Source organism: Ancylobacter oerskovii (genome assembly GCF_018390555.1).
GTDB lineage: Bacteria > Pseudomonadota > Alphaproteobacteria > Rhizobiales > Xanthobacteraceae > Ancylobacter > Ancylobacter oerskovii.
On sequence record NZ_JAHBGB010000033.1, the window covers coordinates 22,373 to 42,951 of the forward strand.

A 20,579-nucleotide genomic window follows, 5' to 3' on the forward strand; every position below is an offset into this window, starting at 1 on the left:
GGCAGCGAAGCGGAGGGCGCTCAGACGCCCTCGGCTTCCTTGCGGCGCTCCTCGCGCTTGCGCTCGTTCGGGTCGAGCAGGCGCTTGCGCAGGCGGATCGACTTCGGCGTCACCTCGACCAGCTCGTCGTCCTGGATCCAGGCCAGAGCGCGCTCCAGCGTCATGCGGATCGGCGGGGTGAGGCGCACCGCCTCGTCCTTGGAGGTCGTGCGGATATTGGTGAGCTTCTTGCCCTTCAGCACGTTCACTTCGAGGTCGTTGTCGCGGGTGTGCACGCCGATCAGCATGCCCTGATACACCTTCCAGCCCGGCTCGATCATCATCGGGCCGCGATCCTCGAGGTTCCACAGCGCATAGGCCACCGCCTCGCCCGCCTCGTTGGCGATAAGCACGCCATTGGTGCGGCCGGCGATCTCGCCCTTATAGGGGGCGTATTCGTGGAACAGCCGGTTCATGATGGCGGTGCCGCGGGTGTCGGTCAGCAGCTCCGACTGGTAGCCGATCAGGCCGCGGGTCGGGGCGTAGAAGACGAGGCGGACGCGATTGCCGCCCGACGGCTTCATCTCGACCATTTCCGCCCGGCGTTCCGACATCTTCTGCACGACGACGCCGGAGAATTCCTCGTCGACGTCGATCAGCACTTCCTCGATCGGCTCCAGCGTCTCGCCGGCCTCGTTCTTGGTGAACACCACGCGCGGGCGCGACACGGCGATCTCGAAGCCCTCGCGGCGCATGGTCTCGATCAGCACCGCCAGCTGCAATTCGCCGCGGCCGGACACGTAGAACGAGTCCTTCTCGGTGGATTCCTCGATCTTCAGCGCGACATTGCCCTCCGCCTCGCGCAGCAGGCGGTCGCGGATGACGCGGCTGGTCACCTTGTCGCCCTCGGTGCCGGCGAGCGGCGAATCGTTGACGATGAAGGTCATGGTGACGGTCGGCGGGTCGATCGGCTGCGCCTTCAGCGGGGTGTCGACCGAGAGGTCGCAGAAGGTATCGGCCACCGTGCCCTTGGACAGGCCGGCAATGGCGACGATGTCGCCGGCGACGCCTTCCTCGATCGGCTGGCGCTCGATGCCGCGGAAGGCGAGGATCTTGGAGACGCGGCCCTGCTCGACCAGCGAGCCGTCCTGCGCCAGCACCTTCACCGCCTGGTTCGGCTTGATGGTGCCGGAGGTGATGCGGCCGGTGAGCATGCGGCCGAGGAAGGGGTTGGCCTCGAGCAGCGTGCCGATCATCTTGAACGGCGCGTCCTCGACGGTCGGCTCCGGCACATGGTCCAGCACCAGGTCGAACAGCGGCGCCATGCCCTGGTCCTGCGGGCCTTCCGGCGACGCGGCCATCCAGCCGTTGCGGCCGGAGCCGTAGAGGATCGGGAAGTCGAGCTGCTCGTCGGTGGCGTCGAGCGCCGCGAACAGGTCGAACACCTCGTTGATCACTTCCTGGGCGCGGGCGTCCTGGCGGTCGACCTTGTTGATGGCGACGATCGGGCGCAGCCCGACCTTCAGCGCCTTGCCGACCACGAACTTGGTCTGCGGCATCGGGCCCTCGGCGGCGTCGACCAGCACGATGGCGCCGTCCACCATGTTGAGGATTCGCTCCACCTCGCCGCCGAAATCGGCGTGGCCGGGGGTGTCGACGATGTTGATGCGGGTATCCTTCCACACCACCGAGGTGGCCTTGGCGAGGATGGTGATGCCGCGCTCCTTTTCGAGGTCGTTCGAATCCATCACACGCTCGGCGACGCGCTGGTTCTCGCGGTAGGAGCCGGACTGCTTGAGCAGTTCGTCCACCAGCGTGGTCTTGCCGTGGTCGACGTGGGCGATGATGGCGATGTTGCGCAGCTTCATAAGGGTCAAACACCAAAAAGCGGGTCCGAAGGGCATTCGGACCCGCATGGGAAATTTTGCGGCGCACTATACTCACAAAGCCCGCAAAGGCAACGCCGGCGAGCCGTAAAACGCCGGCGCCGCCCGGGAAAGGCGACGCGCAGGCCCGCTCAGTGCGACTGGCGCAGCTCCCACAGGCGCCGGATCTGCCCGGCCTTGAGGATCTCGCCCTCCGGCGTGCGCAGCCAGGCGAGGTCGCGGCCGGACGGGGATTGCGTCATGGCGAAGGCCACCGCGTCCTCCACCGTGTCGAATTCATAGCTGTCGGGCCAATGGTCGGGGGCATGCACGTCGTGCGAGGCCGGCCAGTATTGCAGGCGGGCCGTGGCATGGTCCGCACCGGGCTGATCGGGTCGTTTCTCCATGGCGAAGCTCCTCCTCGTCGGATGGCGCGCCGCGAGCCGGCACGCCGGCGACGCCGTGCGTCGGCGCACGGCGGATTATAGAAACGCCGGAAGCGGCAAACGGTTCCTTCGGAAAAATTGATTTTCCGCCCGGCGGCGGGCGGCACGCGCATCTTGAACCGCGGCGCGCTCGTCCCAGTTGTGAAGGGAGACGAGGCGCGGTCTTCGCGCGGATCATGGAGGGACGAGCGATGAATGGACGCCCCGAGGCTGGCCGGCCGGCCGAGGACAAGGTCGACAAGGCGCTCGACGACAGCTTCCCCGCCAGCGATCCGCCGGCCTTCACCGGCGTCACCGGCGCGGTGCCGGTCCCGGAAAGCCAGCCGAGCCCGGAACCGAGCGAGGAAGACATAGACGAGGCGCTCGACGAGAGCTTTCCCGCCAGCGACCCGCCGGCCTTCACCGGCATCACCGGCGTGAAGGAAGGCAAGTAGCCCGCGCGGCCCGCGCCGCGTTCAGGAGAACTGGTCGGCCAGGGCGCTGCCCACGCCATAGGCGACATAGACCATCAGCGCGAACTGGATCAGGTAGGTCAGGAGCATGGGATGCCCCTGGCCGCGCTGGGCGTTGCGGCGCCGGCGCTGGCCCCACCAGCACAGGGCCGTCACCACGGCGAGCGGAGCCGGCGAGATGGGCCCGGCGCCGTAGAACCCGAATATCGCGGCCAGCACGACGCCCAGCGTGGCGATGACCGGGCCTTCCAGCAGGTCCTGGGTGGTCCACGGCAGAGGGGGAGGAATGGCCATGTGTCGTTCCGTTGCTGCGTCGTGGCGAGATCCCCGCCGGCCGGGCGGCCCTGCGGGGCAAGGGAGGCGTGGGCAAGGGAGGCGTGGGCGAGGGTCGAGGCGTCCGGGAATGCCGCGCGCGGCCTAGCCGGTCCCGTTTCCCGGCCCGGCGGAGCCGGCCGGCCGGCGGGCCCACGGCCCGAAGCTGGCCTCGGGCCGGGCGGCCCGCAGCATCATCATCTCGCCGACATTCTCCGGCGACAGCAGGCCTGCCAGCCGCCCCTCGGCATCGAGGGCGCCGAGCACCGGCGCGCCGCTTTCGGTGAGCAGCTTCAGCGCCTTGTCGAGCGGCGCCCGCACCGGCAGCGTCGGAATGTCGACCTGCATCGCCTCCAGCACCGGCGCCTGCGGCCCGCTGGCCTGCAGCGCCCGGATCATGGCGTCGCGGGTCAGCACCCCGCGCAGATGGCCGGCGCCGTCGACGATGGGAAACTCCTTCTGGGTGGTGCGGATCAGCGCCTCGGCGGCGTCGCCGACGCTCGATTGCGGCCCCAGCGTCTCGAAATGGGTGATCATCGCGTCCTGGATGAGCACGCCCTGCGCCGCCTGCCGCATCTGCACCGTGCCGGCCTCGCCGGAGGCGGCGAGGAAGACGAACACGGCGATGATGATCAGCATGGGATTGCCGAAGATGCCGAGGAAGCCGAGGCCGATGGCCAGCGCCTGGCCGATCGAGGCCGCCGTCTGCGTCGCCTGGGCGTGGCTCATCCGCATGGCGAGCACCGCGCGCAGCACCCGCCCGCCATCCATCGGGAAGGCGGGGATCAGGTTGAACACCACCAGGAAGATGTTGGCGCCCGCCAGCTTGGCGATGAGGCCGATCTGCGGATTCTCGATGTTCTCCAGATGCTCGACGCCGGTGGTGCCGCCCAGCGCCAGGATCAGCACCAGCGCGATGACCACGTTCACCGCCGGCCCGGCCAGCGCCACCACCAGTTCCTCGGAGGGCTTCTCGGGAATGCGCTCCAGCCGGGCGATGCCGCCGAATGGCCACAGCGTCACTTCCGGCGTCTTCACGCCATAGCGGCGGGCCGCGAAGATGTGGCCGAACTCGTGCAGCAGCACGCACAGGAACAGCAGCGCCACGAAGGCGACACCTTCCCAGGCGGCGCCGGCGCCGCCCCGCTGGTAATAGGCGACCCAGATCCAGACCAGGAACAGCAGGAAGGTGACGTGGATACGCACGGCGGTGCCGTAGATATGGCCGACGGTCAGCGACCAGGGCATGCGACGTCTCCGATGCGGCGTCTGTCGAGGGACCGCGGCGCATGATGCCGCAGCGCAAGCTTAACCGGTAGCATGCGGCGTGCGAAACCTCGGTAACAGGCCTGTTGCACAGCTCTTTCGGCAAATCGGCCCCGGAGGGAACCGAGCGCCCCTGCCCGGCATTGGCTTGGCAGTCGCCGGATGAACCGGAAGGGAGCCCTCGCCATGGACCGCAAGCTGCGCACGACGACGGAAGCCGTCGATCACGTCTGGAAGATGATGGAGGACATCCGCACCTGCATGCTGGTGACCAAGCAGGGCCTCGCCCTTCGCGGACGCCCGATGCACGCCATGCCCTCGCGCGAGGAGGGCTGCGTCTGGTTCCTCTCCGACCGGCGCGGCCACAAGGACGAGGAACTGGAGCGCGATCCGCAGGGGGCGCTCATCTTCGCCCATCCCGGCCGCAACGACTATCTTTCGGTGTCCGGCGAGACCGAGGTCAGCCTGGACCGGGCCCGGATCGACGCCTTGTGGAACGAGGCCGCCCGCGTCTTCTGGCCGGCGGGCAAGGACGATCCCAATATCTGCGTGCTGCGCTTCCTGCCGGAGGACGCGGAATATTGGGACGGCCCGTCGAGCTCGGTGCTCATCGCCCTCAAGATGGCGACGTCGCGCATGACCGGCGAGACGCCCGACCTCGGCGAGAACCGCAAGGTGCCGCTGGGCTGAGCGGGGGCCATGCGAGCGGATGATGCCCAACCTTTCCTATCCTCTCCCCGATGGGGAGAGGTGGCCCGCGAAGCGGGTCGGTGAGGGGGAAGCGGCTGGGAAGCGTCGAGCCCCCTCACCCCACCCCTCTCCCCCACGGGGAGAGGGAGCTACCTCCACGGGACACCACCATCCCGGACGATCCGCTGGTTAAGGAAGGCGAGAGAGCCCCCCACCGCCCGGATCGCCTTGTACGCCTCGTCGAAAACCCTGGCGGGAAATGACACCGGCCGTCATGCCGGGCCTGGCCCGGGCATCCACCCTGCGCTTGGCCCGGGCACCCACGCGAACGGATGATGCCCAACCTTTCCTATCCTCTCCCCGTTGGGGAGAGGTGGCCCGCGAAGCGGGTCGGTGAGGGGCGACGCGGCTGGGAAGCGAAGAGCCCCCTCACCCCACCCCTCTCCCCACGGGGAGAGGGAGCTGCCTCCACGGGACACCACCCTCCCGGACGATCCGCAGGCTGAGGAGGCGAGAGAGCCCCCCACCGCCACGGATCGTTTGCGGGCGTCGTTGAAAACCCTGGCGGGAAATGACACCGGCCGTCATGCCCGGGCCTGGCCCGGGCATCCACGCCTTTGGTCCGGCCGACCCATCCCTTCCAAAGGCATGGATCCCCGGGCCAAGCCGGGGGATGACGTTGCGCGGAGGCGGGACGTCATCCCGGATAGCGTCGCGTGAAGCCTCGCATGGGCGGCCCGAAAGCGCCGCTCAGCCGCCGACCTTGCGGTCGCGGTTGGCCAGCGTGCGCAGGCGCAGCGCGTTCAGCTTGATGAAGCCGGCGGCGTCGCGGTGGTCATAGGCGACCGCGCCTTCCTCGAAGGTGACGAGGTCCTGGTTGTACAGCGAATAGGGCGAGGAGCGGCCGACCACGTCGACATTGCCCTTGTAGAGCTTCACCCGCACCTGGCCGGTGACGAATTCCTGGCTCTTGTCGATCAGCACCTGCAGCATCTCGCGCTCGGGCGAGAACCAGAAGCCGTTATAGATCAGCTCGGCATAGCGCGGCATCAGCTCGTCCTTGAGATGCGCCGCGCCGCGGTCCAGCGTGATGCTCTCGATGCCGCGATGCGCCGCGATCAGGATGGTGCCGCCGGGTGTCTCGTAAACGCCGCGCGATTTCATGCCGACGAAGCGGTTCTCGACGAGGTCGAGCCGGCCGATGCCGTTTTCCTTGCCGAGCGCATTGAGGCGCGTCAGCAGCGCGGCCGGCGACAGCGTCTCGCCGTCGATGGCGACCGCGTCGCCCTGCTCGAAATCGATGGTGATGTAGGTCGCCTTGTCCGGCGCGTCCTCGGGGGCGATGGTGCGCATATACACCATCTCCGGCGCCTCGACCGCCGGGTCCTCCAGCACCTTGCCCTCGGAGGAGGAGTGCAAGAGGTTGGCGTCGACGGAGAACGGGGCTTCGCCGCGCTTGTCCTTGGCGATCGGGATCTGGTGGCTCTCGGCGAAGGCGATCAGCATCTCGCGCGAGCGCAGGTCCCATTCGCGCCACGGCGCGATGATCTTGATCTCCGGCTCGAGCGCGTAATAGCTCAGCTCGAAGCGCACCTGGTCGTTGCCCTTGCCGGTGGCGCCGTGCGAGACGGCGTCCGCGCCGACCTTGCGGGCGATCTCGATCTGCTTCTTGGCGATCAGCGGCCGGGCGATCGAGGTGCCGAGCAGGTACTGGCCCTCATAGAGCGCGTTGGCGCGGAACATCGGGAACACGTAGTCGCGCACGAATTCCTCGCGCACGTCCTCGATGAAGATGTGCTCGGGCTTGATGCCCAGCAGCTCGGCCTTCTTGCGCGCCGGCTCCAGCTCCTCGCCCTGGCCGAGATCGGCGGTGAAGGTCACCACCTCGCAGCCATAGGTGGTCTGCAGCCATTTGAGGATCACCGAAGTGTCGAGACCGCCCGAATAGGCGAGGACCACGCGCTTGACGTCAGCCATGTCGAAGGATTCCGCGAGAAGTAAGCAAGGGGAGCCGAAAGCGCGCGGACTATAGGCATGGCGCGCGCTTGCGCAAGTGCGACGCGAAAATGCGACGCTCAGGGGGTGGGCGGCGCAGGGGGCCCGGCACCCGGCGCGGCAGGCGGCGATGTGGTCGCCTCAGGTATGGGCAAGGGCTGCGGCAAGGGCTGCGAAGGCGGAACGGGCGGCGCCGGGGTGCGCTCGGCGAAGACCGGCTTCCAGAAGCCGGCGCTCCAGCCCGCCACCAGCCAGTAGGCCAGCCCGCCGGCGAGGCCGGCGCCGAGGATATAGAGATCGACGTCGAAGCTGGCCAGCGCCGCGCCTTCCGGGAAGGGCGGGAACAGCTGCGCCCCGAGCCAGGCGGAAATCGCCCCGTTCGCCGTATGGAACAGCCAGGAGCGCACGCCGAACATCTCGGCGAACAGGACGCCGATCAGCGCCACCGCCCACATCATCAGCGCCGCGCCCGAGAGAGCGAGGCCGGAGATCATCGCCGCGTCGAACAGCCGGATCGCGTCGAAGTCGCCGGTGCCGGCGAGGAGGTCGCCGACCCGCCAGGAGCCGGCGATCATCACCATCACCGAGACGATCAGCGCGCAGACCAGCCCGAACGGCACCAGCACGAAGCGCAGCAACAGGCGCAGCAGGCTGTCCACGCCGCTATTCCGCCGAGGCCGCCATCGCCCGCAGCGCCAGCCGCTCCCGGGCGGAGAGCTTCTCGGTCTCGCTCTTCAGCTGCCCGCAGGCGGCGAGGATGTCGCGCCCGCGCGGCGTGCGCACCGGGCTGGAATAGCCGGCGCGGAACACGATGTCGGAGAACTGCTCGATGGTCTCCCAGTCCGAGCACTCATATTTGGTGCCCGGCCACGGGTTGAACGGGATCAGGTTGATCTTGGCCGGAATGCCGGCCAGCAGCTTCACCAGCGCCTTGGCGTCGGCCGGTGAATCGTTCACGCCCTTGAGCATGACGTATTCGAAGGTGATGCGCTTGGCGTTCGAGGCCGCGGGATAATTGCGGCAGGCGTCGAGCAGCTCGCGCAGCGGGTACTTCTTGTTGATCGGCACCAGCACGTCGCGCAGCTCGTCGCGCACCGCATGCAGAGAGATGGCGAGCATCGGCCCGACCTCGGCGCCCAGCTTCTCGATCTCCGGCACCACGCCGGAGGTGGAGACGGTGATGCGACGCTTGCCGATGCCGAGCCCCTCGCCATCCGCCAGCACCTCGATGGCTTTCGCGACCGAGTCATAGGCATAGAGCGGCTCGCCCATGCCCATGAACACGATGTTGGTGACGAGGCGGTCGCCCTCGGTCGGCAGGCCCGGCCCGACCGCCCGCTCCTGCCCGGGATAATCGCCGAGGCGATCCCGCGCGACCATCACCTGCGCGACGATCTCGGCGGCGGTCAGGTTGCGCACCAGCCGCTGGGTGCCGGTGTGGCAGAACGAGCAGTTCAGCGTGCAGCCCACCTGCGAGGAGACGCACAGCGTGCCGCGGTCGCTCTCGGGGATGTAGACCATCTCGACATCGTGCGGCTTGTCGCCGGCGATGTCGGGCGGCAGGCGCAGCAGCCATTTGCGGGTGCCGTCGGCCGACACCTGCTCGACCACCACCTCGGGCCGGTCGAGGGTGAAGGCGGCGCCGAGCTTCTCGCGCAGCCCCTTGCCGACATTGGTCATGGCGTCGAAGGAGGTGACGCCGCGCAGATAGATCCAGTGCCAGAGCTGGGCGACGCGCATGCGCCGCTCCTTCTCCGGCAGGCCGATCTCGGCGAGCGCGGCGGAAAGGCCCTCGCGGTCGAGGCCGGCGAGCGAGCGCTTGGCCGGTGCCGCGGCGATGGGAATGGGAGCGCCGGCCACCGGACGCGGCGCGGTTTCGATCAGCGTGTTCATGGTCGGATATATGGGCCCAGCAAAGGGTGCGCAAATAACGGCTTTCGCGCCTCATAGCACAGAAGCGGCGGCGGCGCGACTATTGCGGCCGACCGGTCAGTAAAGGCCCGGAATCAGCCGGGCGGTGCGGGCGCGATAGGCGTCGTAGTCCGCGCCGAAGGTCGCGCGCAGCAGCGCCTCCTCCGCGTTCATGCGGGCGATCAGCGGGGGAACGAGCAGCAGCGCCAGCACCACCCCGGCCATGGAGCGGAACACCAGCGCCCAGCCGAGCGAAGAGACCAGCAGCCCGGCATAGCTGGGATGGCGGATGACGCCGTAGACGCCGTCCGTCACCAGCGTGTGGCCGGGCTGGATCGCCACCAGCCCGCTGAACCGGCGCCCGAGCACGAAGACCGGCCACAGCCGCAGGGCGCCGCCGGCGGCGAACAGCAGCACGCCGAGCCAGCGCACGCCCGTGCCGCCGAAGGTCCACAGATCGAGCCGGTCGGTATAGGCCGGCAGCCAGGCCGCGAGGATGCCGAGCACGGCGAACACCGCGAGCACCCAGCGATTGCCGCGGTCCTCGCGCTCGCCGCCGCTCAGATTGCCTTCCGTGAACAGCGCCGCCACCGTGAGCGCCACCAGCACCAGCGCCGCCGCCAGCCGCGCCGGATCGGCGAAGAACGCGCCCACGCCGCCCCAGCCGAGCACGGCGAGGCCGAGATAGGCGAGCGTTCCCGCCAGCGACAGGGCGAGGAGGCGCGGCGAGCGCGGAGACGAGGGGGTGGCGGTCATGGCGGCCCTCCCGGCACGAGCCGGACGCTGCTTCAACCCACGGCAGCGGCGCGGGGTTCCCGGCCGGTCATTCTCACTTCAGTGGCACCCAGATGTCGATGACGAGGTCGTCCTCCGGCGTCGTCGCCGGATCGGCGCGGTATTCCTCGACATAGAGGTCCTGCGCCTCGAGGTCCTTGGCGTCGAGCAGGTTGGCGATCTGCTCGTAGGTCGGGTCCATGGCGTCGTAGGGCCCGCGATGGGTGAAGCGTAGCGCCTTGCCGGCCGGCGAGGCGGAGAATTCGAAGCCTTCCGGCGGCTTCTCGGTGGTGGCGCCGGCAAACGGCACCGCCGCCTCGAACTCGAAGCCGTTATCGTCGGTCATGGTGTAGACGATGAACGGCGCGCCGACCCGCTTCAGCTTCAGCCGGTCGAGCTCGGCATAGACCTCCTTCAGCGTCGCGACGATGGTGGCATAGCCGTCGTCCCAGTTGCTCTTGGCGCTTTTCTGCAGCACCGGCACCGGCACCATCTCGGCGGGATCGCCGAAGCCGTCCGGCCGCTGCAGCGGATCGCCGGCGGGCGGCACCGCGGTGGTGTCGACGCCCTTGGGGTCGATCACCGGCGGCGCCACCATGTCGCCGTTGCCGGCCTCGGGCGCCTTCCCGGCGGGTGCGGGCTCCGACGGCGCGGGCGTTGCCGGAGCCGGCGTGGCGGGAGCAGCGGGGGCAGCGGGGGCAGCGGGGGCCGACGGAGTGGCGGCGGGCGGCTCGGCCGGCGCCTGCGCGTGCAGCGGCGGCACGGCGAGGAGCAGCGCCAGTGCCGGCACGAGGCCGCACCGCAGGGAAAGGTTCAGGAGCCGGAAGACAAGCCGCATGGTTCACCCGCGCACGACGCAACGCCCCATCCTTAGCACCGCGCCCGGGGCGCGACGATGGCAGGAAAGTCGCGCGCGGCCGAATTCGAAATCCGCCGCACAGGCTTCTTGTACCTCCCTCGCAACAGGGCAAGTTCCACCCGGCGCGCGCCCTGCCCCCTCTCCCCCTCGGGGAGAGGGGTGGGATGAGCGGTCTTCGCGCGCCCTGTCATCACCCTCGCCTACTCGCTTCGCCAGCTGCCTCCGCCCGGGGCCAGCTGCCTCCGGCGCAGACCTCGTCGGAACCGGGCCCGGCGACAGCCGGGCTCGGGCAAGAGAGGCAAGCCCGAGAACTCTCGCACGGCGGCCCCATGCCATACCCCGAATTCCGATGCGCTCCGCTCCCTCTCCTGCCCGCCGGGAACTCGGCTGTATCCGAAGCCGAAGCCCTTCTTCTCCCTCTCCCCGCCGGGGAGAGGGGTGGGGTGAGGGGCCTTCCTGGCTTCCCGATACGGCCGCGCTCCCGAATGCCGGCGTGCGGCGTCCCCTCGTCCACCCGTCACGCGCACGGCGGAACGCCGCCGCATGCGGCAAAGCTACTGGCCTTCGCGCCCGGCTTCGCCATATAAGGGCGCGAACCCGCCCCGTTCTGGATCGTCATGGCTTCGCTGGCAGACCGCCCCTTCGTGAAGATGAACGGCCTCGGCAACGAGATCGTCGTGCTCGACCTGCGCGACGAGCCGGTGCCGGTGCCGCCGGCGGAGGCGCGCGCGCTCGCCCGCCCGGAGGTGCTGCCCTTCGATCAGATCATGGCGCTCTACCCCGCCGCGGTGCCGGGCATCGACGCCTATGTGCGCATCATCAACGCCGACGGCTCGGAGGCCGGCGCCTGCGGCAACGGCACGCGCTGCATCGCGCTCTATGAATATGGCCGCACCGGCCGCGCGCATATCCGCTTCGAATCCGTCGCCGGCCTTCTGGATTGCAACATCTCCTCCGGCGGCATCACCGTCGACATGGGTGCGCCGCGCTTCGGCTGGGCGGATATCCCGCTCGCCGGTCCGGTGGCCGACACCCGCGCCGTCGACATCCAGGCCGGCCCGGCGGAAGCGCCGGTGCTGGCTGGCCCGGCCGTCGCCAATGTCGGCAACCCGCATGCGGTGTTCTTCGTGCCGGATGCGGGCGCCGTCGATCTCGGCCGCTACGGGCCGGAGCTGGAGCATCACCCCGCCTTCCCCGACCGCGCCAATATCTCGGTCGCGCAGGTGCTGGCGCCGGACCGCATCCTGCTGAAGGTGTGGGAGCGCGGCGCCGGCCTCACCCGCGCCTGCGGCTCAGCCGCCTGCGCGACCGCCGTCTGCGCCGCCCGCCTCGGCCTCACCGGGCGCCGCGTCACCGTCACCCTGCCGGGCGGCGACCTCGTCATCGACTGGCGCGAGGCGGACGACCACATCCTCATGACCGGCCCGGCGGAGCTGGAATATTCCGGCCGCCTCACCGCCGACATGCTCGGCGTGACGGCCTGAAGCACGGCGGGGGAGCGCACGCCATGTCCGTCGACGTCGTCACCTTCGGCTGCCGCCTCAACACGCTCGAATCCGAGGCGGTGAAGAACGCCGCCGGCGCCGCCGGGCTCGACGATCTCGTCGTGGTCAACACCTGCGCGGTGACGGCCGAGGCGGTGCGGCAGGCCAGGCAGGCGATCCGCCGGCTGAAGCGCGAGCAGCCGGGCAAGCGCATCGTCGTCACCGGCTGCGCCGCCCAGACGGAGCCCGAGACCTTCGCCGGCATGGAAGAGGTCGAGCGCGTGGTCGGCAATGCCGAGAAGGCGCGGCCGGAAACCTGGGCCGCCACGCGGCAGGCGCTCGACTTCGGCATCGGCGCCGAAGAAAAGGCCGTCGTCGGCGACATCATGAGCGTGCGCGAAACCGCGCTGCACCTGATCGACGGGCTTCAGGTCGACGGTATCGAGGGCCACACCCGCGCCTTCGTGCAGGTGCAGAACGGCTGCGACCATCGCTGCACCTTCTGCATCATCCCCTATGGCCGCGGCAATTCCCGCTCGGTACCGGCCGGCGAGGTGGTGGCGCAGGTGCGCCGCCTGGTCGAGAACGGCTACGCCGAGGTCGTGCTCACCGGCGTCGACCTCACCTCCTGGGGCGCCGGCCTGCCGGGGACGCCAAGGCTCGGCACGCTGGTGCGGTCGATCCTGCGCCATGTGCCGGAACTGCGCCGCCTGCGCCTCTCCTCCATCGATTCCGTCGAAGCGGACGACGAACTCCTGCGCGCCATCGCCGAGGAAGAGCGGCTGATGCCGCATCTGCATCTCTCGCTGCAGGCCGGCGACGACCTCGTCCTCAAGCGGATGAAGCGCCGCCATTCGCGCCGCGATGCCATCGATTTCTGCGCCGGCATCCGCCGCGTGCGGCCGGACATGGTATTCGGCGCCGACATCATCGCCGGCTTCCCCACCGAGACCGAGGCGCATTTCCGCAATTCGCTCGCCCTCGTCGACGACTGCGGGCTGACGCATCTGCACGTCTTCCCGTTCTCGCCGCGGCGCGGCACCCCGGCGGCGCGCATGCCGCAGCTGCCGGGCGACGCCGTCAAGGAACGCGCCCGCCGGCTGCGCGAGAAGGGCGCCACCGCGCTGCTGCGCCACCTCGCCGCCGCCATCGGCACCCGCGCCGAGGTGCTCGCCGAGGCCGGCGGCCTCGCCCGTACCCGCGCCTTCACCCCGGTGCGGCTCGGCACCCCCATGCCGCGCGGCAGCCTCGGCGAGGTGCGCATCGCCGGGCATGACGGCACGCATCTCCTCGGCATGCGCCTGGCCGATGCCCGGCCGATCGCCGCCTGAAACCTTCGGAAGCGACATGAGCGACGACACTCCCCGCCCCGGCTTCTGGAAGCGCCTGACGCAAGGGCTGACGCGCACCGCGTCGAACCTGTCGACCGGCATCACCGACCTGTTCACCAAGCGCAAGCTCGACGCCGACACGCTGGAGGACCTCGAGGACGTGCTGATCCGCGCCGATCTCGGCGTGGAGACCGCCGCCCGCATCGCCGAGGTGGTCGGCAAGGGCCGCTACGACAAGCAGATCGAGCCGGACGAGGTGCGCGGCCTCGTCGCCGCCGAGATCGAGAAGGTACTGGCCCCGGTCGCCAGGCCGCTCGCCTTCGAGACCGGCGCCAGGCCCTTCGTGCTGCTGATGGTCGGGGTGAACGGCTCCGGCAAGACCACCACCATCGGCAAGCTCGCCTCGGTGCTGCGGGCGCAGGGCAAGCGCGTGGTGCTCGCCGCCGGCGACACCTTCCGCGCCGCCGCCACCGAGCAGCTCAAGGTGTGGGCCGAGCGCACCGGCGCCGCCCTGGTTTCCCGCCCGCCGGGCGCCGACGCCGCCGGCGTCGCCTTCGACGCGCTGGCGCAGGCCAAGGCCGAGGGCGCCGACGTGCTGATCATCGACACCGCCGGCCGGCTGCAGAACCGCGCCGAGCTGATGGCCGAGCTGGAGAAGATCGTCCGCGTCGTCAGGAAGCAGGATCCCGCCGCCCCGCACGCGGTGGTGCTCACCCTCGACGCCACGGTCGGCCAGAACGCGCTGTCGCAGGTGGAGGCGTTCCAGCGGGTCGCCGGCGTCACCGGCCTCGTCATGACCAAGCTCGACGGCACCGCGCGCGGCGGCATATTGGTGGCGCTGGCCGCCAAATACGGCCTGCCGGTGCATCTCATCGGCGTCGGCGAGGGCATTGACGACCTCCAGCCCTTCGCCGCGCGCGATTTCGCCCGCGCCGTGGTCGGCCTCGACGACTGACGACGTCCTCCGGGCGGCGGGCGGCGGGTCCGCGTCGCGACGGCGCAGGCGCGAAAACCGATCCGTGACCGCCCGCCCCTTGATCGTGCCGCATTGCCGGGCGACAACGGGCGGACACAGAGGATCCTTCCCCCGCGATGAACGACAACCGCCCCCCGGCCGCGCCCCGCTCCATGAGCCCGCTCGTCAAGATCGCGCTGGAGCTCGGGCCTCTGGTGATCTTCTTCATCGCCAATGGCCGCGCCGGCATCTATGCGGCTACCGGCGCCTTCATGGTCGCCACCTTCGTGGCGCTGGCGCTGATGTGGATCATCGCCCGCAAGATCGCGGTGATGCCGCTGATCTCCGCCGCGGTGGTACTGGTGTTCGGCACGCTCACCATCGTCCTGCAGGACGACCACTTCATCAAGATGAAGCCGACCCTCGTCAACGCGCTGTTCGGCGTCGCCCTGCTCGGCGGGCTCATGTTCAGGAAGCCGCTGCTGCCCTATGTGCTCGGCGACGTGTTCGAGCTGACGCCGGAAGGCTGGCGCGTCCTCACCATACGCTGGGGAGTGTTCTTCCTGCTGATGGCGGCGCTGAACGAGATCGTCTGGCGCTCGGTGACGACCGATACGTGGGTGGCGTTCAAGACCTTCGGCTATCTGCCGCTCACCCTCATCTTCGCCATGGCGCAGGTACCGCTGATGACCCGCCACGGCGCCCCGGCCGGCGCCCGCGCACCGGAAGCGGGCGAGTAGCAGCCACGGCCGAAGCGCCGGGGCCCGGAGAAGTCACCTCGCGCGCCCCTGGCCCTCTCCCTCTTTCTTATCCTCTCCCCGGTGGGGAGAGGTGGCCCGCGTAGCGGGTCGGTGAGGGGGAACCGCATCGGGAAGCGTTGCCGCCCCCTCACCCACCCCTCTCCCCCACGGGGAGAGGGAGAAGAAGGTCTTGGTCGTCGGGACGAAGCCGACGCCCTCACGGGAAGAGAGGGCAGAAGGCCGTAGCTCTCACGGCGCCGGATTTCCCGTCAGCTGGTGCACGGCGTCGATCTTCGCGATCACCTCCGGCGCCAGCGTCACGTCCTTGGCGCCGATGTCGGTCTTCAGCTGCGCCATCGTCGTCGCCCCAAGGATCACCGAGGTCATGAAGCGGCGCGACAGCGCGAAGGCGAGCGCCATCTGCGCCGGGTCGAGCCCATGCTCGGCGGCGATGGCGAGATAGGCATCGATCGCCGCCTCGCTGCCCGGCTTCTGGTAGCGCTGGCCGCGGTCGAACAGCGTGGTCCGCGCCCCCGCCGGCCGCGCGCCCTTCTGGTATTTGCCGGTCAGGAAGCCCTGCCCCAGCGCCGAATAGGCGAGCAGCGCCACGTCCTCGCGCAGGCTCACCTCGGCGAGCGCGGTCTCATAGGTGCGGTTGACGAGGTTGTAGGCGTTCTGCACCGAGGCCACGCGCGGCAGGCCATGCGTCTCGGCCTCGGCGAGGAAGCGCATCGTGCCCCAGGCGCTCTCGTTGGAGAGGCCGATATGGCGCACCTTGCCCTCTTCGACCAGCTCGCCCAAGGCCTGAAGCGTCTCGAGGATCGGCGTCTCGTCCGGCGTCGGGCGGCCGTCGGCGTCGTTCGGCCAGCGGCTGGGGTTGGAGCCCCAGGGCATTTCGCGGCCCGGCCAGTGCAGCTGGTAGAGGTCGATATAGTCGGTCTGCAGCCGCGTCAGGCTCTTCTCCACCGCCTCGCGGATCTGGGCGCGGTTCGGCTTGCCCCGCGCGCCGTCGTCGCGGAACCAGGTCATCTCGGAAAGGCCGACCACCTTGGTGGCGAGGATCACCTTGTCGCGATTGCCGCGCGCCTTGAGCCAGGTGCCGATGATCCGCTCGGTGGAGCCCTGCGTCTCGGGCTTGGGCGGAATCGAATAGAGCTCGGCGGTGTCGAGGAAGTTGATGCCGTGGTCGAACGCGTAATCGAGCTGGGCGTGGCCTTCGGCTTCTGTGTTCTGCTGGCCATAGGTCATGGTGCCGAGGCAAAGCTCGCTCACCTCGAGGCCGGTACGGCCGAGCGGACGGTATTGCATGGGAATTTCCGGGATGCCGGGAAGAGGGAGGGTTGCATTTGTAATACGCCCTCCCTCGACCGCGCCGCAAGTCGTGCCCCGAACCTCGCCCCTCGGTGCCCGCCGCAAGGCGTGCCGGCTAGCCCGGCGTGCCGGCCTTGAGAGTGCCCAGCCAGGCCTCGACCGCCGGCAGGATGCCCGCCACCATCACGTCGACCCCTTCGGCGGTGGGGTGCATGCCGTCGGCCTGGTTCAGCCTGGAGCCCTGCCCCGCCACCCCGTCGAGGAAGAAGGGATAGAGCGGCACGCCATATTTCGCCGCGAGCGCCGGGTAGAGCGCATCGAAGCGCGCCTTGTAGTCGGCACCCATGTTCGGCGGCGCCAGCATGCCCGCCAGCAGCACCGGGATGCCGCGCTCCTTCAGCCGCGCCAGCGCGGCGTCGAGCGCCTTCTCGGTGACGGCGGGATCGACCCCGCGCAGCGCGTCATTGGCGCCGAGTTCGAGGATCACCCCCTGCGTGCCGTCCGGCACCGACCAGTCGAGCCGCGCCGCACCGGCGCTGGCCGTGTCGCCGGAAACGCCGGCATTGTCGATCACGACATCGTGTCCGCGCGCCTTGAGCGCGGCCTGAAGCTTCACCGGAAACGCCTCGGCGGCCGGCAGCCCGTATCCGGCGGTCAGGCTGTCGCCGAGCACGACGAGCCGCAGCGGCTCCGCCGCCGCGACAGCCCGCAGCGCCAGCGGTGCCGCCAGCACCAGCAGCAATGCCAGCAGCCAATTGACGACAAGGTGTTCCGCCCGGCCCTTTCCCGCGATGCACACCGGCCCATATGCTGGCACAAGCTGAGCCGACTTCTGACCAGCACCGCGAAAACGACAGGAAAACATGCAGCCGGACTCCCGTTTCAGTGCCGCCGCTCCCGCCATCGCGCTCGACAAGGTCGAGCTGTCTCTGGGATCGGGCGCGGCGCGTGTCCATATCCTCAAGGGCATTTCGCTGAATATAGGGCAAGGCGAGGCGGTCGGCCTCGTCGGCCCCTCCGGTTCCGGCAAGTCGAGCCTGCTCATGGTGCTGGCGGGGCTGGAGCGGGCCGATGCCGGCAGCGTCGTCGTCGCCGGCCAGCAGCTTGCCGGCCTCGACGAGGATTCGCTCGCCCGCTTTCGCGGCCGGCATGTCGGCATCGTCTTCCAGGCCTTCCACCTCATCCCCACCATGACGGCGCTGGAGAATGTCGCGGTGCCGCTGGAGCTCGCCGGCCGCGCCGATGCCTTCGCGCGCGCCCGCGCCGAGCTGGAGCTGGTCGGGCTCGGCCACCGGCTGGATCACTACCCCTCGCAGCTTTCCGGCGGCGAGCAGCAGCGCGTGGCGGTCGCCCGCGCCCTCGCCCCGGAACCGGCGATCCTCGTCGCCGACGAGCCCACCGGCAATCTCGACGAGGCGACCGGGCTCGGCATCATGGAGCTGATCTTCGCCGCCCAGGCACGGCGCGGCGCGACGCTGGTCATCGTCACCCACGACCTCGCCCTCGCCCGCCGCTGCGACCGCACGGTGCGGCTGCGCTCGGGGCAGATCGAGGAAAGCGCGCTCATCGGCGGAGACGCGGCATGAGCGTGACGTCGAGCAGCGTGACGACCAGCGACGAGGCACGCGCCGGCGCACGGGCGCCCGGTGCCGGGCGGGGCGGCTTCTCGCTCGCCCTCGCCCTGCGCTTCGCCCTGCGCGAGCTGCGCGGCGGCCTGCGCGGCTTCGGTGTGTTCCTCGCCTGCCTGGCGCTCGGGGTCGCCGCCATCGCCGGGGTCGGCTCCTTCTCCCGCGCGCTGACCGACGGGCTGGAACGGCAGGGCACCACGCTGCTCGGCGGCGACGCCGCCTTCACGCTGGTGCAGCGGCAGGCGACGCCGGAGGAGATGCAGCTCTTCACCGGCGCCGGGCGGGTCTCCACCATCGCCACCCTGCGCGCCATGGCCCGCGCCGGCGAGGGCGCCGGCCTCAACGCCACCCTCGCCGAGGTGAAGGCGGTCGACGGCGCCTATCCGCTCACCGGCACGCTGGCGCTCGATCCGCCCCTGCCGGCGGCGCAGGCGCTCGCCGAGACCGAGGGGCGTTTCGGCGCCGTGCTGGATCCCGTGCTCGCCGAGCGGCTGGGGCTGAAGATCGGCGACGACCTGCAGCTCGGCGCCGCCCGGCTGCGCGTCGCCGCCCTCATCTCCGGCGAACCGGACCTGCTGGCCACCGGCCTCGGCTTCGGGCCTCGCCTGCTGATCTCGCTCGACGCGCTGAAGGCCTCGGAGCTCATCCAGCCCGGCAGCCTCGCCCGCTGGCACTACCGGGTGCAGCTCAACGCCCCCGCCCGCCTCGCCCCCTTCCTCGACGAGGTGAAGGCGAAGGCGCCGCAGGCCGGCTTCGAGGTGCGCACCCGCGAGGCCGCCGCCCCCCGGCTGGAAGACAATGTCCGCCGCTTCACCCAGTACCTCACCCTGGTGGGGCTGACGGCGCTGCTGGTCGGCGGCGTCGGGGTGGCGAATGCGGTGAAGAGCCATCTCGACGCCAAGCGGGGGGTGATCGCCACCTTCAAGTCGCTCGGCGCGCCCGGCCGGATGATCTTCGCGATTTATGTTCTCGAAGTCGTGCTGATCGCACTCATCGGTCTTCTCATCGGCCTCGTCGCCGGCACGCTTCTGCCCTTTGCGCTCAACGCCGCCTTCGGCCATCTGCTGCCGCTTCCGATCGAACCAAGCGTGCAGCCTGCAGCGCTCGCCCTCGCCGCCGGCTATGGCCTCCTGATCGCCCTCGCCTTCGCGCTGTGGCCGCTCGGCCTCGCCCATGACGTGCCGGTCTCCGCGCTGTTCCGCGAGTGGGACGAGGGCGCGCCCAGCCGCCCGCGCAAGATCTATATCGCATTGACATTGCTGGCGATTCTGGCGCTCGGTGCGCTTGCGGTCGCGGCCAGCGAGGAACGCCGGATCGCGCTCTATTATCTCGGCGCTTCCGCCGCCGTGCTGGTCACGCTGCGGCTGGTGGCCACCGGCATCATGGCGATCGCCCGCCGGCTGCCGCGCCCACGCTCCACCGGCGCGCGGCTGGCGCTCGCCAATATCCACCGCCCCGCCGCCCTCACCCCGACCGTGGTCCTGTCGCTCGGACTCGGCCTCACCCTACTGGTGACGCTCTCCCTCATCGACCGCTCCCTCACCCGCGAGCTGACGGCGCGCCTGCCGGACCAGGCGCCGAGCTTCTTCTTCCTCGACATCCAAAGCACTGAAACACAACAGTTTTCCGACTTCCTCGCCAAGCAGGCGCCAGGCGGCGACGTCGAGATCGTGCCGATGCTGCGCGGTCGGTTGATCCGCCTCGGCGACCGCCCGGTCGAGACGATCACCCCGCCGGCGGAATTTGCCTGGGTGCTCTCCTCCGATCGCGGCATCACCTATTCGGCGCAGGTACCGGAAGGCTCGACGCTCACCGAGGGCGAGTGGTGGCCGGAGAACTACTCCGGCAACCCCTTGGTTTCACTGGAGAAAGAAATCGCCGATGCGTTCGGGCTGAAGATCGGCGACAGCGTCACCGTGAACGTGCTGGGTCGCCCCATCACCGCGCGCATCGCCAATCTGCGCAAGGTCGAATGGGAACGCCTCGCCATCAATTTCGTCATGGTGTTCTCGCCGAACAGCTTTCGTGGCGCGCCGCACACCTCGCTCGCCACCCTCGCCTTCCCGAATGGCGCCGGCGACGCGACGGAGCGTGCCATTTCGCGAGCTGTCGCAAGCTCTTATCCCGGCATCACGGCGGTGCGGGTGAAGGAGGCGCTGGCGGAAATCGGCGTCCTCGTCGCCAATCTGCTCCTGGCGATACGCGCCGCCAGCCTGGTGACGCTGGTGGCGAGCATCCTCGTCCTCGCCGGGGCGCTTGCCGCCGGACAGCACCATCGCGTGTATGACGCGGTCATCCTGAAGACGCTCGGCGCCACCCGGGCCCGCCTGCTTCTCGCCTATGCGCTGGAATATGCCGCTCTCGGCCTTGCCACCGCGCTGGTGGCGGTGCTGGCCGGCTCGATAGCCGCCTACGCCGTGACGGTCGGGGTGATGAAGATCGGCTTCGCCTTCTCGCTGCCGGCGGCACTCGGCGCGGTCGGCGCCGCACTGCTGCTCACCGTCGCCTTCGGCCTGATCGGCATCTGGTGGGCGCTCGGCCAGAAGCCGGCGCGCATCCTGCGCAGCCTGTGACGATCGGC

Annotated in this window: 18 protein-coding genes and 1 pseudogene; 8 read left to right on the forward strand and 11 right to left on the reverse strand. The window is 70.0% G+C overall.

The annotated features are described in order from the left end of the window. Positions 1–20 precede the first annotated feature (20 nt). Both typA and KHC19_RS14680 read right to left on the reverse strand, forming a co-directional pair. Positions 21–1,847 carry a translational GTPase TypA gene (gene typA / locus KHC19_RS14675; RefSeq protein ID WP_213353127.1) on the reverse strand — a complete coding sequence of 609 codons (1,827 nt, stop codon included), beginning with the start codon at positions 1,845–1,847 and terminating at the stop codon, positions 21–23. A 149-nt stretch (positions 1,848–1,996) separates the two neighbouring features. Beyond that, positions 1,997–2,251 carry a hypothetical protein gene (locus tag KHC19_RS14680; protein ID WP_213353128.1) on the reverse strand — a complete coding sequence of 85 codons (255 nt, stop codon included), beginning with the start codon at positions 2,249–2,251 and terminating at the stop codon, positions 1,997–1,999. A 230-nt stretch (positions 2,252–2,481) separates the two neighbouring features. Between KHC19_RS14680 and KHC19_RS14685 the strand changes: the two genes are divergently transcribed. Next, positions 2,482–2,724: a hypothetical protein gene (locus tag KHC19_RS14685; protein ID WP_246548925.1), complete on the forward strand. Its 243-nt coding sequence runs from the start codon at positions 2,482–2,484 to the stop codon at positions 2,722–2,724. Between the two features lie 21 nt (positions 2,725–2,745). Here the strand turns inward: KHC19_RS14685 and KHC19_RS14690 are convergent, their stop codons facing one another. Together KHC19_RS14690 and KHC19_RS14695 are read right to left on the reverse strand one after the other, a co-directional pair. Beyond that, positions 2,746–3,036 (reverse strand): hypothetical protein, encoded by a 291-nt coding sequence (locus tag KHC19_RS14690; protein WP_213353130.1) that lies wholly within the window; start codon positions 3,034–3,036, stop codon positions 2,746–2,748. Between the two features lie 123 nt (positions 3,037–3,159). Beyond that, on the reverse strand, positions 3,160–4,302 hold the full coding sequence (locus tag KHC19_RS14695) for a site-2 protease family protein (RefSeq protein WP_213353131.1): 1,143 nt from the start codon (positions 4,300–4,302) through the stop codon (positions 3,160–3,162). Positions 4,303–4,506: 204 nt separating this feature from the next. Here KHC19_RS14695 and KHC19_RS14700 point away from each other — a divergent pair, with 204 nt between their 5' ends. After that, a complete protein-coding gene (locus KHC19_RS14700; RefSeq protein ID WP_213353132.1) occupies positions 4,507–5,010 on the forward strand; it encodes a pyridoxamine 5'-phosphate oxidase family protein in 504 nt (167 codons plus the stop codon). Positions 5,011–5,760: 750 nt separating this feature from the next. On the opposite strand, the gene KHC19_RS14705 is transcribed toward KHC19_RS14700, so the two are convergent. From KHC19_RS14705 to KHC19_RS14725, 5 genes are all read right to left on the reverse strand, one after another. Then, on the reverse strand, positions 5,761–6,987 hold the full coding sequence (locus KHC19_RS14705) for an argininosuccinate synthase (RefSeq protein WP_213353133.1): 1,227 nt from the start codon (positions 6,985–6,987) through the stop codon (positions 5,761–5,763). A gap of 98 nt (positions 6,988–7,085) precedes the next feature. Then, positions 7,086–7,664: a hypothetical protein gene (locus KHC19_RS14710; protein WP_213353134.1), complete on the reverse strand. Its 579-nt coding sequence runs from the start codon at positions 7,662–7,664 to the stop codon at positions 7,086–7,088. Positions 7,665–7,668: 4 nt separating this feature from the next. After that, complete coding sequence (gene rlmN, locus KHC19_RS14715; protein WP_213353135.1) at positions 7,669–8,898, reverse strand: dual-specificity RNA methyltransferase RlmN; 1,230 nt, start codon at positions 8,896–8,898, stop codon at positions 7,669–7,671. A 96-nt stretch (positions 8,899–8,994) separates the two neighbouring features. Continuing rightward, a complete protein-coding gene (locus tag KHC19_RS14720; protein WP_213353136.1) occupies positions 8,995–9,672 on the reverse strand; it encodes a methyltransferase family protein in 678 nt (225 codons plus the stop codon). Between the two features lie 73 nt (positions 9,673–9,745). Next, entirely contained in the window at positions 9,746–10,528 is a 783-nt protein-coding gene (locus KHC19_RS14725) for a GyrI-like domain-containing protein (protein WP_213353137.1), read from the reverse strand. A 638-nt stretch (positions 10,529–11,166) separates the two neighbouring features. Here KHC19_RS14725 and dapF point away from each other — a divergent pair. From dapF to KHC19_RS14745, 4 genes and pseudogenes are all read left to right on the forward strand, one after another. Then, positions 11,167–12,033 (forward strand): diaminopimelate epimerase, encoded by an 867-nt coding sequence (dapF, locus tag KHC19_RS14730; protein ID WP_213353138.1) that lies wholly within the window; start codon positions 11,167–11,169, stop codon positions 12,031–12,033. 23 nt (positions 12,034–12,056) lie between these two features. After that, positions 12,057–13,364, forward strand: a complete 1,308-nt coding sequence (gene mtaB / locus KHC19_RS14735) for a tRNA (N(6)-L-threonylcarbamoyladenosine(37)-C(2))-methylthiotransferase MtaB (RefSeq protein WP_213353139.1) — start codon at positions 12,057–12,059, stop codon at positions 13,362–13,364. 40 nt (positions 13,365–13,404) lie between these two features. Continuing rightward, positions 13,405–14,319 (forward strand): annotated as a pseudogene (ftsY, locus tag KHC19_RS14740) (signal recognition particle-docking protein FtsY); the annotation flags it as partial. A 137-nt stretch (positions 14,320–14,456) separates the two neighbouring features. Further along, positions 14,457–15,059, forward strand: a complete 603-nt coding sequence (locus tag KHC19_RS14745) for a septation protein A (protein ID WP_213353141.1) — start codon at positions 14,457–14,459, stop codon at positions 15,057–15,059. A 249-nt stretch (positions 15,060–15,308) separates the two neighbouring features. Here KHC19_RS14745 and KHC19_RS14750 read toward each other — a convergent pair whose 3' ends face one another. Together KHC19_RS14750 and KHC19_RS14755 are read right to left on the reverse strand one after the other, a co-directional pair. Further along, positions 15,309–16,367 (reverse strand): NADP(H)-dependent aldo-keto reductase, encoded by a 1,059-nt coding sequence (locus KHC19_RS14750; RefSeq protein ID WP_213353142.1) that lies wholly within the window; start codon positions 16,365–16,367, stop codon positions 15,309–15,311. A 118-nt stretch (positions 16,368–16,485) separates the two neighbouring features. Then, the gene (locus KHC19_RS14755) at positions 16,486–17,169 is read right to left on the reverse strand and encodes an arylesterase (protein WP_378295908.1); all 684 of its coding nucleotides are present in this window, start codon (positions 17,167–17,169) and stop codon (positions 16,486–16,488) included. 64 nt (positions 17,170–17,233) lie between these two features. On the opposite strand from KHC19_RS14755, the gene KHC19_RS14760 reads away from it, so the two are divergent. After that, a complete protein-coding gene (locus KHC19_RS14760; RefSeq protein WP_213353144.1) occupies positions 17,234–17,956 on the forward strand; it encodes an ABC transporter ATP-binding protein in 723 nt (240 codons plus the stop codon). Beyond that, complete coding sequence (locus tag KHC19_RS14765) at positions 17,953–20,571, forward strand: ABC transporter permease (protein ID WP_213353145.1); 2,619 nt, start codon at positions 17,953–17,955, stop codon at positions 20,569–20,571. Before KHC19_RS14760 ends, KHC19_RS14765 begins: the two co-directional genes overlap by 4 nt. The last annotated feature ends 8 nt before the right edge of the window (positions 20,572–20,579 follow it).